Origin of the sequence: Pseudoalteromonas xiamenensis, from assembly GCF_030994125.1 — a bacterium.
GTDB classification, from domain to species: domain Bacteria; phylum Pseudomonadota; class Gammaproteobacteria; order Enterobacterales; family Alteromonadaceae; genus Pseudoalteromonas; species Pseudoalteromonas xiamenensis_B.
Map to the genome: position 1 here is coordinate 465,564 of NZ_CP099917.1, position 17,080 is coordinate 482,643.

Below are 17,080 nucleotides of genomic sequence, written 5' to 3' on the forward strand. Positions count from 1 at the left end.
CTCCATTTCCGCGACTGGAGTAATTTGTTATACGTTGTTAGCTGTATGTATCTAAACGCGGAAAGCGTACCACAGCTGGTAAAAATCAAAAACCTCTAAAAGCAAAAAAGCCAGCGGTAGCTGGCTTTTTGAGACAAATTACTTAGCGAGGAAGGCTCGGGAATGATACCTCAGCCATGTCGTGCATCACGCGCACAACCTGACAGCTGTATCCAAACTCGTTATCGTACCATACGTAAAGAACCACACGGTCCGCATCTACGATAGTCGCTTGTGAGTCAACAACGCCCGCATAACGGCTACCTACAAGGTCACTAGACACTATTTCTGTTGATGCAGTGTAATCGATTTGATCTCGTAGATTTGAATGTAATGCTGTATCACGTAGGTACTCATTTAGCTCTTCACGTGTTGTTGCAGTATTCAAATTCAAATTGATTATTGCCATTGAAACATTCGGTGTAGGAACACGGATTGCGTTACCCGTTAATTTCCCTGCAAGCTCTGGAAGCGCTTTCGCTACCGCTTTTGCAGCACCGGTTTCAGTAATAACCATGTTTAACGCCGCTGCACGACCACGGCGGTCAGCTTTGTGGTAGTTATCAATTAAGTTTTGGTCATTTGTGTATGAGTGAACTGTTTCAACGTGGCCGTTTTTGATACCAAACTTGTCGTTAATCGCTTTCAACACTGGTGTAATTGCATTTGTTGTACAGCTCGCCGCAGAAACAATTTTATCTTCAGACAAAATTGCTGCGTTATTAACGCCATATACGATGTTTTTGATGTCACCTTTGGCAGGCGCCGTTAAAAGTACTTTAGACGCGCCTTTTGATTTCAAATGAAGTCCAAGACCGGCCTCGTCTTTCCAAATACCAGTGTTATCTACGATAAGAGCGTTTTCAATACCGTATTGTGTGTAGTCGATTTCGTCAGGTGAATTTGCATAGATTACCTGAATATACGCACCGTTTGCTTTGATAGCATTAAGTTCGTTATCTACCGTAATAGAGCCATTAAATGGACCATGGATTGAGTCACGACGTAATAGACTAGCACGCTTCTCTAAATCACCATCACGACCACCACGCACAACGATTGCGCGTAAGCGAAGATCTGCGTGTGCACCGCCGCGCTCAATTAACAAACGCGCTAGCAGACGACCGATACGACCAAAACCATAAAGCACAACATCACGTGGTTTACGTGATTCGTCTTTATTCAATAACTCAGCAAGTTCTGCATTCAAATAGTCTTCTACAGAACGTCCTTCGCCTGCATTTTTATAGATATAAGCATAAGCTAATTTGCCGATATCGATACGCGCAGGTGCAAGATCCATTTTGGTGATTGCTTCTAAAAACGGAAAGCTTTCACGTAAACGTAATTTGCTTTCTTCAAAACGCGCGACGGTTTTGTGTGCCTTAATTACGTCAATTGCGCTTGCACTGACTAATGGACGACCATAAATGGCGACTTCAATGCCATTGTTACGATATAGACGACCAATGATTGGTAGCATGCTTTCAGCGTAGTCTTGGCGTTCTTGCCAACTATTTTGGTATTGTTGCTCGTGAGATAAGGTCATGTTATTTGCCTAATAAACAATTTACTTTGAACGGATAGCCTTACTCGCTTTCGGTAAGGCAGCGGTATTTTAATGGAAACTGGCACGATTCTCCACTGTTACATCTGAAAAGCTTACGTTAGAATAAAGTGTGAGTTTTACTTGAGGTATTGAAATGTCGATAAAAAAAGCCGCTATTTTCGGCTGTTTGCTGCTAACTGGCTGTGAAGAACCCCTTACATTAAACAGTATTTGTGAATCAACGCCCGCAATGTGTCGGGATCTTAATACTGATAGTCACTGTAAGGAAGAACGAGCAGATTTGATCTTTTCTCGATACGACGAGTTCAAAACCCCCACAGAAGACAACAAATACGATTTGCTTAAAAAATTAGAAAAGTACGACAAATGTGTCTCACTCGCGGCTCAAATTGAACACATCAAATTGAAAGAAAAAACCACCTCTCGAGTTGAAGGGCATTTAACCGCGCAAAAGGAAATGTACCGTATATATCAAGAAACCAAAGAGACCGAACACCCTGGCATTTTGTATTTCCATTGGTCTCGCCAGAATGATGAACACGCCTTGACTAAATTGCTCAAAATGGAAGATTCGCCGCGTGTTAAAAAAGACAAGGAAATGCAGCTCTTCTTAGCAACGTTTTATGCAAAAATAGATGAAGATAAAACCATTGATTTGCTATACAACGTACTTGAATTAAATAAGGCAGGTGAAGTTCCTTCACCAGAAGTATACACCACCTTAGTGAGTTTGTTTTTCAAACAGCACAAGTATAAACATGCCTATACCTTCGCGAAAATAGCGCAGCTATCTGGTGTAGAAGATATCGAAATGCTACCCATCAAACACGAATTGACCAGCCAAGGCAAAGATTTAACGCCGCTTGATGAACTTGCTCAAAAAACGTTTGATAGTGTACGCGAAGGTCGATTTATCTCCCCTCGCGGTATTTAAAAACGAATAAAAAAGGCAGCTTAGCTGCCTTTTTTATTACTGTTTGCTGGTACCGACTTCTACTCGAGTCTTCAGCTTTTGTCCTGGTCTGAACGTGACTACGCGACGAGCAGAGATTGGTATATCTTCTCCCGTTTTTGGGTTGCGCCCTGGTCGCTCTTTTTTGTCACGGAGATCAAAATTACCAAAGCCAGAGAGCTTGACTTGCTCGCCCTTCTCTAGCGCTGAGCGGATTTCTTCAAAAAACGCTTCAACTAAGTCTTTGGCATCCTTCTTATTAATCCCCAATTTTTCAAATAGGTGTTCAGCTATGTCGGCTTTAGTAAGCGCCATATCTAGTCCCTCAACGATGCGTTAAATTGTTTAGCCAATTCGGCCACCACGTTGTCAACAACCAGATTGATGTCTTTCTCTTCGAGTGTTCTATCAACTGCTTGTAGTGTAAGGGCAATGGCTAAACTCTTAAAGTCAGGCTCAATACCTTTACCCTTGTACACATCGAACAAGTTTAGGTCAACTAATTGATTTCCGCCAACTTTCTCAATGCACTTTAAAATATCGCCTATTTTTACGTCATCTGCAACTAAAATAGCAATATCTCGACGATTTGATGGGAATTTTGACAGTTTTTCTGCTTCTGGGATGTGACGAAGCGATAATGCATCTACTTCAATTTCAAAAACATAAGCTGTTTGGTTAAGATCCAAGCCTTTTAACAACTGTGGATGAACCGCACCTAAGTAGCCTACTTTTTTGTCATTTAGATAGATTGCTGCAGATTGACCTGGGTGTAGTCCATCACATGCCTCTGCTTTAAACGTAAACTGATTCGCTTTGTTTGTAAGCGCAAGTAACGCCTCAACATCACCTTTAACATCAAAGAAGTCGACATTGCGCGACGGAACCGACCAATGTTCATTGTGTGTATTACCAAATGCAATACCACCGATAACCGCAACTTGCTCAACACCATTTTCCGCGTTTTCGTTTTTAAGGAATTTTAATCCTTGCTCGAATAGGCGGATACGGCCTTGCTGGCGGTTTTGGTTGTAAACAACAGCGTTTACTAAACCTGGCATTAGACTTACGCGCATCGCAGACATCTCTACCGAAATTGGATGCGGTAACACTAAAGCGTCTGATTCTGGGTGCAACAATGATTGCACTTTCGGGTCAACGAAACTATAGGTAATGGCTTCTTGATAGCCTCGACCAACCAGCGCATGACGAAGTGTTTTCACACTTAAATGTGCTTCTTGGTGTTTTGTCATGTTAAGTGAGGCCGTTGGCGCGACATTTGGGATGTTGTTGTATCCAAAAACTCGGGCGACTTCTTCGATTAAGTCTTCTTCAATGCTTATATCAAAACGGTAGCTAGGAGCAAGTGCGCTCCAAGTGCCATGTTCAAATGTCACATCTAAACCTAAACGAGTTAGGATATCGGTCACTTTTGCATCTTCAATGTGATAGCCGATCACTCGGTCTAAGCGCTCACGACGTAATGTCACCGCGACTGGTTTTGGCAGATCTGCCTCAGAAACAGCTTCAACCACAGGGCCTGGTTGACCGCCTGCAATTTCGATTAGAAGTGCTGTAGCACGTTCCATTGCATCACGTTGTAATTGATAATCCACACCACGCTCATAACGGTGCGAGGCATCAGTATGAAGACCATAACCACGCGCTTGACCCGCAATCGCCAAAGGATTGAAAAACGCGCTTTCTAGAAGCACGTCAACTGTGCCCTCTTTTACGCCTGACGCTTCGCCACCAAAAATACCGGCAATCGCAAGTGCTTTATTGTGATCAGCAATGACAAGTGTCGAAGATTTCAGTTTTGCGGTATTGCCGTCAAGTAAAACGAGTTCTTCACCTTCATTTGCATTTCGAACTTTAATACCACCTTCAATTGCGTTTAAATCAAACGCATGCATGGGGTGACCTAGTTCAAGTAATACATAATTAGTCACATCAACGACAGGATCGATGCTACGAATACCGGAACGGCGAAGCTTTTCAACCATCCAAAATGGGGTAACTGCGTCTAGGTTAATACCTTTAATTACACGACCTAAGTAACGCGGGCAAGATGCAGGATTAACCAGTTCAATTGAGATTGAATCTTCAATCGTAGGTGCAACCGCTGGAATATCTAATGTTTTAACATCAATACCGTTCAATACACCCACTTCGCGTGCAAGACCTTTAATACCCAGGCAATCACTGCGGTTAGGTGTTAGGTCTACATCGATAGTTACGTCATTTAAACCGAAATACTCGCGAATATCTTGACCGATTGGCGCATCAGCAGGCAACTCAATAATACCGTCAGAATTATCCGCCATGCCAAGTTCAGCAAATGCGCAAAGCATCCCGTTTGATGGTTGTCCGCGCAACTTCGCTTTTTTGATTTTGAAATCACCTGGTAATACTGCACCAACAGTCGCTACAACCACTTTAAGGCCTTGACGACAGTTAGCAGCACCACATACGATGTCTAGGAGTTCGTCACCACCAACATTTACTTTTGTTACACGTAACTTGTCAGCGTCTGGGTGTTGGCCACACTCAACCACTTCACCAATCACGACCCCCGAGAATTCACCTGCTACAGGGTCTAAACCGTCAACTTCTAGACCAGCCATTGATAGTTGTTCAGATAAAGCATTGGTGTCAATTGCTGGGTTAACCCACTCTCGTAACCACTTTTCACTAAATTTCATTGTTTACGTCACTCTTATCTGAATTGGTTTAGGAATTTCAAATCGTTTTCGAAAAACGCACGAAGATCAGTTACGCCATAGCGAAGCATAGTCAGTCGTTCTACACCCATACCAAATGCAAAGCCAGTGTATACTTCAGGGTCGATGCCCACTGAACGCAGTACGTTTGGATGAACCATGCCACAACCCAGTACTTCTAACCATTTACCATTTTTGCCCATTACGTCCACTTCGGCAGATGGCTCAGTAAATGGGAAGTAAGAAGGACGGAAACGAATTTCCATATCTTCTTCAAAGAAATTACGCAGGAAATCGTGAAGAATGCCTTTAAGTTCTGTGAAGCTCACATTTTTGTCTACCATCAAGCCTTCTACTTGGTGGAACATTGGTGTGTGAGTTTGGTCGTAATCGTTACGATATACGCGACCAGGAGAAATAATACGCAGTGGTGGTTGCTCCGTTTCCATTGTACGAATTTGAACGCCACTTGTTTGCGTGCGTAAAACAAGTTTAGGATTGAAATAGAATGTATCGTGATCAGCACGAGCTGGGTGATGTTCAGGAATATTCAGAGCATCGAAGTTATGGAAATCATCTTCTACTTCTGGACCAGATTTAACGGCAAAGCCAAGCTCAGTAAAAAATGATTCAATACGCTCAATCGTACGCGTAACAGGGTGAATACCACCCGCTGGCATTACTCTACCTGGTAATGTAACGTCGATTGTTTCCGCAGCCAATTTTGCTTCAAGCGCTGCAGCGGTTAACGCTTCGCGTTTTGTATTGATTGCGTTTTGTACTTGGTCTTTCGCTTGGTTAATCACTTGACCTGCTTCTTTGCGCTCTTCCGGCGCAAGACTGCCAAGCGTTTTTAACTGTTCTGTGATTTCACCTTTTTTACCTAGGTATTTAACCCTAGCGTCTTCTAGATGCGCAATTTCGCTCGCTGCTTCAATCGCAGCCAAAGCTTGCGCTAAAATGCTCTCTAAGTTCATTCTAAACCTGATCTTTTAAAAAAGAGTTTGCCGATAAATAAACACTAATGATAACTGAATTTGAAGGGGTTGTGCCATAGCCATAGGCTTGTATTTGCAGATTATTTAAATTGATTACAAGCCTAAAGTAGATTTAATGAAAGGAATGGTCAATTTTCGTTGAGCTGCCATGGATGCATGGTCAAGTTTGTCCAAAACATCTAGTAATGCGCGCATGTCTCGACTTAAACGAGTCAACAGAAAACGGGAGCAATCGTCACTTAGTTCTAATCCTCTCATTTTTGCACGTTTGACTAGCGCTTCTGCCTTATCGTCATCACTCATCGAGCGGATCTGGAACGTCGTTCCCCACGTTAAACGTGATTCTAAATCGGGTAAAAACAAGTTAAGCATATTGGGGAGCAAGTCGGCGGCCACTACTAGGAGTTTTCCTGGCTCGTTGAACCGATTATAAAAATTGAATAGTGCTTTTTCCCAACTTTCATTACCTGCCACCAGCTGCATATCATCAATACACACGACATCCAACCCATCAAGTCCATCCAACATCTCAGGGCCGTAATGCAGTACTTCACGAAGTGACAGCAACATCGTAGATAAGCCAAGCTCTTGGGCATAAACACACGTCGCATAGAGCAGATGCGACTTTCCTGAATCGGCGAGTCCACAAAGGTAAGTAAATTGAAACTGCGTTTCTCTCTTCGCAAAGGCGGATTTTAAATGTGTCACTTCCAATGATTGTTCACCGCCAAAATACGATGAAAACGTTTCATCATCAGGCAAAGTAACGGGCAGTGCCATTTGCATTGGTTCCATTACTTTCCTACCCATTCATACGTAAGATTTTTGGCATTTTCAACATGATAAAAGGCATTAGGATCTACGTAAATTGACAAAGCCTGTTCAAGTGACAATGCTTTTTTGAGATCCATCACATTGCTAACATGTTGAACGACAAATTCAACCGTCCCTTCTGAACGAGAAAAGATGTCTACGTCTTTTATAGAGCTGATTGACTGTAATCTGCGTTTTGCAAGCTCGATATCCTTAAAGTTTCTTAAGTTTCTAATTGTAATGGTATCTGTTTTAAGCTCTGCGATACTGGAATTGCTAATAGAAAATTCTTCAAGTAATGAGTGCGCTAGATTTTCAACCATTTGACTGATAATTACTTGCTTGTCTCCAACTAACTGTTGAGGTTCAAAGTAAAGTGCATCAGTGTAACGCCATTCCAGCATCCAACTACTGCTGGCTGGTTGCTGAAAAATCCGAGCGGTAATAACGCGTTCAGCACCGTAACGTTTTGAGGCATTTTCGACTGGCTCAGAGAAATTAGCCCAGACTTCGGGCACACCCACTTGCAGTCGATCTTGAAGATCTAATAAAGGTACCAAAATAGGTAAACCCCACTCTGTTGCCTTATCGTAAATGAGTCGTTCCAATTGTGGATAGCTTTCTCGTGTAACAAATTCTCTCGTTTGATTATCTTCAATTACCATCCATAACACGATTTGAGGGCGTCGATTCCCCCAAAATGGCCAATTTGCATCACGAACTAATTGGTTCATCTTCGTTTCGTCGAACAAAAAACTGGCTTTCAACTCGCCTTCACTGTTTTCAACATACTCGTACTTTGTCAAATATTCACTGTAGTCTCTAAGAGCTTGACGAACGAGCTTGTGGCTTTGGGTGTTATCCACCCCTGTGAGTTTCTTTATTACGCGTGTTAATGCATCTTGCCCCGCTTCAATGCGAGCTTGGCGTGATTTGTCTTTGACTTGAACGCTACTTTGATAAAGGTTTTGAATTTCCACAGCTTGCACTGAAAAACAAAGTAGACAAATTGAAGTAAGTAACAGCCTTAGTAACATAAATCGACTTATTGGCTTCTGATGTCTTGATCCTAATGCAAAGCGGAGCAAATGAAAAGTAGTCGATATTTTACAAACGGTAAATTGGATTACCTATCTCGTTAATTTGACGAATAAAACCGCAACTAAGTAATAAATTGTCCCCTCGCATTGCGCATTCAGGCAATAACAAATTGGTTTTTGCCTTTTGATTTCGCCTCATACAAATTTACATCCGCTTTAACCAAAAGCGTTTCTGCGTTGAATACACTTTCAGCGTTAGAAGAAATGCCAATACTGGCCCCACACGCGACTGAATCGCCATTGCTGAGATGAATGGGCTTTTTTATCGCATTTAATATTCTTGTCACTAATATTTCTAGATCTACCTCTGTCAATCCATCGTCAATTAATATGACAAATTCATCACCACCAAGACGAGAAACAGTATCGTATTCACGAACACTCGCCATGAGTCGATTTGCAACTGCGACGAGCACTTCATCTCCACTATGATGCCCATAGTTGTCGTTTATCGGTTTAAAATCATCCAAATCTATATAAATAACAAATACTTTGACATCAGTACGAGTCGATTTGGAGGACAATCGCTCCAGCTCACGAAAGAGATATTTTCGATTAGTTAACCCTGTTAAACTATCGTGCAGCGCTTCGAATTCAAGCTTGGCTTGGAGTGATTCACTTTTTGTCATTTCAGTACGCAGTTCAGTTAGGCTTTTTTCAAGCTCCTGAGTACGCTCCAGAACTCTAGACTCAAGTTCCGTTTTGTAGGCATTTAATGACGCATTTGCCTGCACAAGCGCTTGCTGATTATTAAACGCATCGAGCGCTGACGAGATGACATGACTGATTGCATAGAGTACATCGATTATCATGCCCGAGTATTCGTCTTCTCGACGATAGGATTGAATGATGAATGCGCCCATAAAACTTTGACGATTGATGAGCGGGAAGCAAAGCCACTGCTTGGGGATTGTACCGAGTACTTTCAGAACGCCACGCCCAATTAAGGATTTTATTTCGTCCTCTGAGTAGTTACATACGCGCTGGCAATTTAGCGCATAGGCCGTAAGTGACTTGCCGATTTCCTCAACGGGAACGTCATCCAATTCTTCTGCTCGAATATCATCCATAACGTCATGAAAATAGGGAAAAGATAGCCGCCCATTCTCTTTAAATAAAACGACATAAAAATTATCAGCGTAGGTTATCTTTTGCAAAATACAGTGGATATCCAACAAAAACCGCTGAATAGAATCGCTGGTGTTTAAACAAGCCACAATATTTGTAACGCTATCAATTACTCGCTCATTTTCGACCATAGGTAAAAACGTCCCAATTTTCGTCTACTTAAGTAAAGCTCAGAATCCAAAGTTCGCAACCATTTAACTTATTGTGCGTAAAACCTCCCTTCTATTCGCCCCAAGCAAACTTGTTTTCTTTTCTTTTGCCCCCATTGTTTTGACACATCAATGTGCAAGGAAAATTCAAATGAAATATTTACACACGATGGTGCGGGTAAAAGATTTGGACGCTTCGTTACGCTTCTACCGCGATTTACTAGGTTTAAAGGTGGTAAAACAAAAAGATTATGAAGCAGGTCGTTTTACACTAGTATATCTCGCCGCGCCTGCACAAGAAGCCGAAGCAGAAGCAACTGGTGCGCCTACCATTGAATTGACTTATAACTGGGACACTGAATCCTATACTGGTGGCCGTAATTTTGGGCATCTCGCATTCGAAGTCGACGACATCTACAAAACTTGTCAATTTTTGATGGACAATGGCGTAACCATAAATCGACCTCCTCGCGACGGCCACATGGCCTTTGTTCGTTCGCCGGACAATATATCGATTGAGTTACTGCAAAAAGACGGTGCATTAGAGCCTGCAGAGCCATGGGTATCGATGAAAAATACAGGTGAATGGTAAGTTGTTACAACGCCCTTCCCTTTGTCACTATCACGGTGAATGATATTTATAAGACAGCAGGTTTAATTCTCGCTTAACCTGCTCATTTTCTAGAAGTTTGTTGACGATTTCAAATTCTTCATTCCGAGATCTTAACGCCATGATATGGCGTGTATAGCGGTCATGAGGTATTTCTGAAACATGAAACAAGCCAAGCCAATGATTCTTCGCTTCTAAATATTGCCGTGTACTTCGGCTAACGATAGCAACATCCAGCCGTTGCTTTAACAGCATGTCTAAAAGGTGTATTTCTTCGTTCGTATTGACACGTGTCAGCAAATCCTTAGCAGCCAATTCATCTACGCCGAAATACTTATAACCCAGTATCCCGCCTATCGTTTTTTGATGAAGAGATGTTTCGCCTTCGTATTCGAAAGGTATTTTATGGAAAGACACAAAGTCATCGGTATCCTCAAAAACCGCGGAAGTCCAAAGGTATTTTTCATGCTTAAGATCACCAAACCAAATTGGGTTTACCCCCATGACTAAACCATCGAGAGACGCATCTTCTACGCCCTTATCAAGTCTTTTACGAGGTAAAAAGTGAGTTTGGAACGTAACTTGTTGCTGGTATCGGTTAAACACATCTGCCACATCAAAATAAAGTCCGGTTTGTTCACTAATGTCAACAATGTAAGGCGCTTTTAGATGGTAAACATAGAGCGTGACTATCGGTTTCGCTAACAGCGAAAACGACAGCACCAGAAATATTACGCTTAGAATCGCTTTCAAATGATCATCTCAACATTTCTGTTAAGCTTTTGCCATCAACATCATTTCGTCAAGTTCGCTTTTTTACTTGCTGTAGGCTCTGTGAGATAATCTCGCCATGACTGCGTTAAGCACTATTAAATTTTAAGTTATTTGAATGAATTACGACAACCAAGCTACTTTTTATTGGTATGATTTTGAGTCTTTTGGCGCCACACCTCAAAAAGATAGACCAAGTCAGTTTGCAGGTGTTCGCACTGATAGCCAATTCAATATTATTGGCGAGCCATTAATTATTTACTGTAAGCAAGCACCTGATTATCTGCCTCACCCCGAGGCATGTCTAATAACTGGGATCACACCTCAACTTGCTAATAGCAAAGGGCTTGTTGAAGCTGAGTTTATCGCACGTATTCATGAAGAATTTAGCAAACCTAACACCTGTGTTGTCGGCTATAACAACATTCGTTTCGATGATGAATTAACACGCTATACACTGTATCGTAATTTCTACGATCCGTATGAACGAGAGTGGCAAAACGGCAATAGTCGCTGGGATTTAATCGATGTGGTTCGAGCATGTTATGCGTTAAGACCAGAGGGCATTGAGTGGCCAGAAAAAGAAGATGGCTCTGCTAGTTTTAAACTCGAACATTTAACCAAAGCCAACAATATCGAGCACGGCCAAGCTCACGATGCGCTTAGTGATGTCATTGCAACGATTGAGCTGGCAAAACTGCTTCGTCAAAAGCAACCAAAATTGTTCGACTTTTTCTTAATGAACCGCAACAAAAAAGCGCTTTCGAATTTAGTCGATGTGTTTAACATGACGCCTCTCGTACATACCTCATCCAAAATAAGTGCGTTACATGGGTGTACAACCTGGATTGCGCCGATGAGTTTTCACCCGGCAAATAAAAATGCAGTTGTTGTGTTTAACCTAGCTTTTGACCCAACGCCACTGATTGAGTTGAGTGTTGATGAAATTAGGCAGCGACTATACACCAAGCGTTCTGAACTTAAAGATGACGAACATCCTATCGGTCTTAAACTCGTTCATTTGAATAAATGTCCAGTACTTGCTCCAGCTAAAACGCTGCTGCCAGAGAATGCTGCCCGTCTAGATATCAATCGAGAGCAATGTTTAGCAAACCTTGCTGTTCTCAAACATCATCCGGAGCTTCGAGAAAAAGTTGCAGCCGTATTTGCAGATGGCGACGGCTTTGAGGCATCGTCAAATGTTGACTACCAACTTTATCAAGGTTTTGCGAGTCATGCCGACAAATCTAAATTTGCGGTGATCCGCGACTGCGCACCTGATCAATTAGGCAACTTAGCATTGCATTTTGACGACGCTAAATACGCAACGCTCCTTTTCCGCTATCGAGCCAGAAACTGGCCTGAGTCACTCTCACCAGACGAGTTAGAAAAGTGGCGAAAATATTGTCAAGACAAACTACTTAACGGTACAGACAATCCAAGTATCAACGCCGAGGATTTTATGCTCACGCTTGAGAATTTGGTGCATCAACATGAAGGGAATGAACGAAATTTAAAAATTTTAAAGGCTTTATATCACTACGCACAAAGCCTTTAATATATGGAAAAGTAACTACCTATTTTTTCTCATGAATTGCATCGAGTCTCGCCAGTAGGCTCGATGTATCAAAGCGTCCGCCACCAATAGACTGCACATCCGAGTAATATTGATCGACCAAGGCGGTGAGAGATAACGTTGCACCATTTGAACGCGCCTCATCAAGTGCAATACCTAGATCTTTTCGCATCCAATCTACGGCGAAACCAAACTCATATTCACCCGCTAACATCGTTTTATAACGGTTCTCCATTTGCCAAGAGCCTGCCGCTCCTTTTGAGATGGTTTCAATGACTTTCTCTCCTTCAAGCCCTGCTTTCTTCGCGAAATGCAACCCCTCGGCAAGACCTTGTACTACGCCTGCGATACAAATTTGATTGACCATTTTACACAGTTGGCCTGAACCAATCGGACCCAATAATTGGCTAAAACGGGCGAATGCGTCCATTACTGGTTGAACTTTGGCAAATGTCTTTTCCTCGCCACCAACCATTATCGTCAGTGCGCCATTCTCGGCACCAGCTTGTCCCCCTGAAACAGGCGCGTCCAAAAACGCAATATTTAGAGCAGTACAGCGTTCACCTACTTCGCGCGCGACTTTAGCTGAGGTTGTAGTATGGTCGATTAAAATACTGCCTGCACTCATGCCCGCCAAGACACCGTCGTCGCCATAAACTACAGAGCGTAAATCGTCATCGTTCCCAACACACATAAAGACCATTTCACTGCCAGTGACCGCAGCTTTCGGGGTAGTTGCAAACTGTCCTCCAAATTGAGTCACCCAATCTTGAGCCTTTTGTGTCGTGCGGTTATAAACAGTCACTTCGTAGCCTGCTTTTTGTAAATGCCCCGCCATCGGAAAACCCATAACGCCAAGACCGATAAAACTTACTTTAATTGACATAAAACTGTCCTATTTGATTGGTACACTCGAAAGATGGAGTTTTTATACCCAAGGTTTATGGGTATCGCAATTGAAAATTATGAAAATATTTAGTCAGTTAACATTGGCATGGAGGTAAGGCAACATGGACAATATTTATCGCTATAGCGTTCAACTTATTGATGGTGAAACCTTTCCACTCAAATTATTAACCGGAAGAACCGTACTTTTTGTTAATATTGCCAGTAAATGTAGTTTCTCTTCTCAACTTGCCACACTCGAAAAACTTTATCAAAAGTATCGAAGTAAAGGGTTTGAGATCATTGCATTCCCATGCAATCAATTCGGAAAAAACGAACCTTTAGAAGGTGAGATGTTAAGAGAGTACTACCGCTCTCAAGCCAAAGTCAGTTTTCCACTTTGCCAAAAGGTACTGGTTAATGGCCCTGATGCACATCCGCTCTTTAACTATTTGAAAGCTCACACTCGTGGCATTGCACAAAACCGTGCTATTAAGTGGAACTTTACCAAGTTTTTAGTAAACTCTGAGGGTCAATTGGTCTCTCGCTATGCACCAAGGACCAAACCGGAATCTCTCCATTGCGCCATTGAAGGTTTATTAGAAAATGAAAATCGCTCTGTTCAGTTCGCAAAACTATGAAAAACCGTTTTTCAACCAATTTGCTTTGCAATACCCTGAGCTTGAAATCACCTATTTTGAAGAAAAATTAAATCACCAAACGGTAGCTATGGCGTCAGGTTTTGACGCTATTTGCGCCTTCGTAAACGATTGCCTAGACGCGGACGTTATCACTACGCTTGCCAAAATGAATATTCGGTGCATTGCACTGCGTTGTGCCGGTTTCAACAACGTAGATTTGCCCGCAGCAAAGAAAAACGGCATTTCGGTTGTTCGCGTTCCAGCATACAGCCCCGAAGCCGTTGCCGAACATTGCGTTGCGTTAATGCTCACATTAAGCCGGAAAACCCATAAAGCCTACAATCGTGTTCGTGAAGACAATTTTGATTTAAATGGCTTGCTGGGATTCAACTTATTTAAAAAAACAATTGGCGTCATTGGTTGTGGGAAAATAGGTCAATCATTAGTAAATATATTAAACGGATTTGGCGCGAATGTGTTAGTTTGCGACCCAAATATTGGCGAAGGTAATTACACCCAAGTCAACCTAGATATGTTGCTATCTCAAAGCGACGTTATTTCGCTACATTGCCCTTTGACTGAACAAACTCACCATCTAATCGACGAAGCGGCTTTTGCTAAAATGAAAGATGGCGTAATGCTAATTAATACAAGCCGTGGTGCTCTCGTAGACAGTAAAGCCTGCATTGGAGCACTTAAAAGCCGTAAACTCGGCTACTTGGGATTAGACGTGTACGAACAAGAATCGGAACTCTTTTTCCAAAACCACTCTGGCGAAATTTTGCAAGACGATGTGTTTTCTCGACTTGTTAGTTTTCCAAATGTGCTTGTGACCGGACACCAAGGTTTCTTTACACAAGAAGCGCTGAGCGAAATTGCGCGAGTGACCGTGGATAACTTACTTGCTTGGAAAAACAAACAGGCAATAAAAAACCAAGTCATATAGACTTGGTTTTTTATTCTGTAATGCAGCTCAGTTGCTTACTTAACGCCTAATTCACGCAGGCGCTCCTGCAAGTAGCTATCTGCAGTGTAACGCTCAGACAACACAACATCCGGACGAGGGTGTAAGAAAAGAGGTAGTGAAATACGAGACTTTTCAGATGCCTTACCCGTTGGGTTGATCACTCGGTGAATCGTTGATGGGAAGTATCCACCCGATGCTTCTTGCAGCATGTCACCGATATTGATGATCAGGTTTCCAAAATCACATGGAACGTCTAACCAGCTACCATCTTGACGTTGTACTTGCAAACCCGGCTCATTCGCTGCTGGTAATACGGTGAGTAAGTTAATATCACCGTGCGCTGCTGCACGAATTGCGCCTGGCTCTTCATCACCTGTCATTGGTGGGTAATGTAGAATTCGAAGTAGAGTTTGATCTGAGTTTGCAATCATATCTTTTAGATCAATTGAGAACTTCGCACGTACTTCTTCCGGCGCGTTTTCTTGAACCCAACTTAACAATGTTGATGCGAACTCATTCGCTAAACGATAATATTCGCGAATTTCTTCTTCTAATTGAGCAGGTACTCGACCTTTAGGGTAAACGTGGAAGTATTCTTTAATATCCTTAATCGTAAAACCTTTAGCAACCTCTGAAACAGAGGGTGGAAAGTAACCATCTTGAGTTTCTTTGCTAAATAAATAATTGTGCTTTTCTTCAGAATCGAAAAAGGCTTGCCAATTTTTGTAGATAGATTCAACCAGTGACTGCGGGATTGGGTGGTTCTTCAAAACACCAAAACCTGTGTTACGAAGTGATTCAACGAACTGTTCAGCAGCATTTGGTGCTTGGTAGTCAACTGTAGGTAATTCTTGCATCTCTTTATCTACCCAATGAATATGATTGCGTGAGCTTAGTTTAGCAAAGCTTAGACAAAGCGTTAGGCTAAACTCGCCAGTGATTTAAATAATGGGCGAGGATAGAGAAAAGCCCCCTCAATCATAAGGACATATGTCCGATGAGCGAAAAGGTGACGATGCCTCATTGACTTAGATCAAGAAGTTGCAGAGCATGGGATTGAAAATGCCCATTGGAGTCCTCGATCAGATGAAGTCACGGAAAGACTACCTTTTAATCCAGATGTAATGATACTGGAGGTGATTGGTGCACCCAGTCCCATGTGACCTGAGTTACCTCGTTTTGTTGTAACAAATGGCGTCAGTAACTGTTCGACGCTCAATCCCTGTAGGCCTTTTCCATTGTCACTAAATTCAATGTGTAATTGGTTTTGTGCACAATAGGCAACAATGTTAATTGAAATCTCAGGTACACCACTGTGCGTGAGGGAATTGATGAACAAATGATATAGAGCAAGTTCCAATTTTTCTCTGTCTATCAAAACCATTTCATCGGGCAACGACATAGTTAATTCATAAGGTACATTGCTTTTGTTCTGTTTTATTTTGACTTGGACTCCGTCCAAGACGTCCTGAAGATTAACTGCTTCCTTGACACTCTGTGTATCCGCCACCGAGATTGATTTCAGCGCCTCAACACAATATTTAACGCGTTTTAAATTTCTTTCGGTTAATTCGATACAGTCGTCTGCGCCCGAAAAAAGCGTTTCAATATCATTCGCACTGAGTCGCTGTGCTTGATATTGCCCTTTCGTTGTTGCAACCATATCATTCAAATGAGAGATTGCCGTGATACTTGTCCCCAAAGGCGTGTTTATTTCATGCGCAATCCCCATCACCATTTGCCGGATCCGCTCTGACAGCGCCTGAGAAAGCTGCAAACTTTTCATGTCTAACAGTGAAAACTGCGTTTTGACACGGGCCATAATCTCAGCGGGTTTAAATGGCTTTGTTATGTAGTCAACGCCACCCACATCGAAAGCTTCAACCAGATTATCCGTATCGGTCATTGCGCTTACAAAAATAACGGGGATATCACATAGACCTTTATCTGCTTTAAGCTGTTTGCAAAGCTCTATCCCTGATATTTCAGGCATATTGATATCGGTAATAATAAGATGAGGTGAATGTTCTCTTGCGAGTTTGAGTGCCAATGTCGCATTTGTTGCAGCACGTACTCGATGATTGGGTTGTTTTAAAATAAGTTGCAAGACCTGAAGATTTTCCGGCACATCATCAACAATTAAGATTTCTCGCATTAC

General features: G+C 42.3%; 16 protein-coding genes. 5 read left to right on the forward strand and 11 right to left on the reverse strand.

The window, feature by feature from the left end:
• Positions 1-142 precede the first annotated feature (142 nt).
• The gene (locus NI389_RS02110) at positions 143-1,588 is read right to left on the reverse strand and encodes a glyceraldehyde-3-phosphate dehydrogenase (protein ID WP_308361374.1); all 1,446 of its coding nucleotides are present in this window, start codon (positions 1,586-1,588) and stop codon (positions 143-145) included.
• Between the two features lie 154 nt (positions 1,589-1,742).
• Here NI389_RS02110 and NI389_RS02115 point away from each other — a divergent pair, with 154 nt between their 5' ends.
• Positions 1,743-2,543 (forward strand): DUF2989 domain-containing protein, encoded by an 801-nt coding sequence (locus tag NI389_RS02115; RefSeq protein ID WP_208843446.1) that lies wholly within the window; start codon positions 1,743-1,745, stop codon positions 2,541-2,543.
• A gap of 36 nt (positions 2,544-2,579) precedes the next feature.
• Here NI389_RS02115 and ihfA read toward each other — a convergent pair whose 3' ends face one another.
• From ihfA to NI389_RS02145, 6 genes are all read right to left on the reverse strand, one after another.
• A complete protein-coding gene (gene ihfA / locus NI389_RS02120; RefSeq protein WP_005494451.1) occupies positions 2,580-2,876 on the reverse strand; it encodes an integration host factor subunit alpha in 297 nt (98 codons plus the stop codon).
• A 2-nt stretch (positions 2,877-2,878) separates the two neighbouring features.
• Positions 2,879-5,266 carry a phenylalanine--tRNA ligase subunit beta gene (gene pheT, locus NI389_RS02125; RefSeq protein WP_308361375.1) on the reverse strand — a complete coding sequence of 796 codons (2,388 nt, stop codon included), beginning with the start codon at positions 5,264-5,266 and terminating at the stop codon, positions 2,879-2,881.
• A 14-nt stretch (positions 5,267-5,280) separates the two neighbouring features.
• A complete protein-coding gene (gene pheS, locus NI389_RS02130; RefSeq protein ID WP_308361376.1) occupies positions 5,281-6,261 on the reverse strand; it encodes a phenylalanine--tRNA ligase subunit alpha in 981 nt (326 codons plus the stop codon).
• A 114-nt stretch (positions 6,262-6,375) separates the two neighbouring features.
• The gene (gene hda, locus NI389_RS02135) at positions 6,376-7,077 is read right to left on the reverse strand and encodes a DnaA regulatory inactivator Hda (RefSeq protein ID WP_308361377.1); all 702 of its coding nucleotides are present in this window, start codon (positions 7,075-7,077) and stop codon (positions 6,376-6,378) included.
• Entirely contained in the window at positions 7,077-8,075 is a 999-nt protein-coding gene (locus NI389_RS02140) for a DUF2066 domain-containing protein (protein WP_308361378.1), read from the reverse strand. The genes hda and NI389_RS02140 overlap by 1 nt, the downstream gene beginning before the upstream one ends.
• 215 nt (positions 8,076-8,290) lie before the next feature.
• Positions 8,291-9,454, reverse strand: a complete 1,164-nt coding sequence (locus NI389_RS02145) for a sensor domain-containing diguanylate cyclase (protein WP_308361379.1) — start codon at positions 9,452-9,454, stop codon at positions 8,291-8,293.
• Positions 9,455-9,623: 169 nt separating this feature from the next.
• Between NI389_RS02145 and gloA the strand changes: the two genes are divergently transcribed.
• Positions 9,624-10,064, forward strand: coding sequence for a lactoylglutathione lyase (gene gloA, locus NI389_RS02150; protein ID WP_308361380.1), 441 nt, complete (start codon positions 9,624-9,626; stop codon positions 10,062-10,064).
• Positions 10,065-10,094: 30 nt separating this feature from the next.
• On the opposite strand, the gene NI389_RS02155 is transcribed toward gloA, so the two are convergent.
• Positions 10,095-10,835, reverse strand: coding sequence for an ABC transporter substrate-binding protein (locus tag NI389_RS02155; protein WP_308361381.1), 741 nt, complete (start codon positions 10,833-10,835; stop codon positions 10,095-10,097).
• Between the two features lie 136 nt (positions 10,836-10,971).
• Between NI389_RS02155 and sbcB the strand changes: the two genes are divergently transcribed.
• The gene (gene sbcB / locus NI389_RS02160; RefSeq protein WP_308361382.1) at positions 10,972-12,411 is read left to right on the forward strand and encodes an exodeoxyribonuclease I; all 1,440 of its coding nucleotides are present in this window, start codon (positions 10,972-10,974) and stop codon (positions 12,409-12,411) included.
• 19 nt (positions 12,412-12,430) lie between these two features.
• On the opposite strand, the gene NI389_RS02165 is transcribed toward sbcB, so the two are convergent.
• Positions 12,431-13,315 (reverse strand): NAD(P)-dependent oxidoreductase, encoded by an 885-nt coding sequence (locus NI389_RS02165; RefSeq protein WP_308361383.1) that lies wholly within the window; start codon positions 13,313-13,315, stop codon positions 12,431-12,433.
• 124 nt (positions 13,316-13,439) lie between these two features.
• Between NI389_RS02165 and NI389_RS02170 the strand changes: the two genes are divergently transcribed.
• Together NI389_RS02170 and NI389_RS02175 are read left to right on the forward strand one after the other, a co-directional pair.
• Entirely contained in the window at positions 13,440-13,955 is a 516-nt protein-coding gene (locus tag NI389_RS02170; protein WP_208843455.1) for a glutathione peroxidase, read from the forward strand.
• Entirely contained in the window at positions 13,921-14,901 is a 981-nt protein-coding gene (locus NI389_RS02175; RefSeq protein ID WP_308361384.1) for a 2-hydroxyacid dehydrogenase, read from the forward strand. Before NI389_RS02170 ends, NI389_RS02175 begins: the two co-directional genes overlap by 35 nt.
• Positions 14,902-14,936: 35 nt before the next feature.
• On the opposite strand, the gene NI389_RS02180 is transcribed toward NI389_RS02175, so the two are convergent.
• Together NI389_RS02180 and NI389_RS02185 are read right to left on the reverse strand one after the other, a co-directional pair.
• Positions 14,937-15,779 (reverse strand): isopenicillin N synthase family dioxygenase, encoded by an 843-nt coding sequence (locus tag NI389_RS02180; RefSeq protein ID WP_308361385.1) that lies wholly within the window; start codon positions 15,777-15,779, stop codon positions 14,937-14,939.
• Between the two features lie 176 nt (positions 15,780-15,955).
• Complete coding sequence (locus NI389_RS02185; RefSeq protein WP_308361386.1) at positions 15,956-17,077, reverse strand: response regulator; 1,122 nt, start codon at positions 17,075-17,077, stop codon at positions 15,956-15,958.
• Positions 17,078-17,080: the final 3 nt, after the last annotated feature.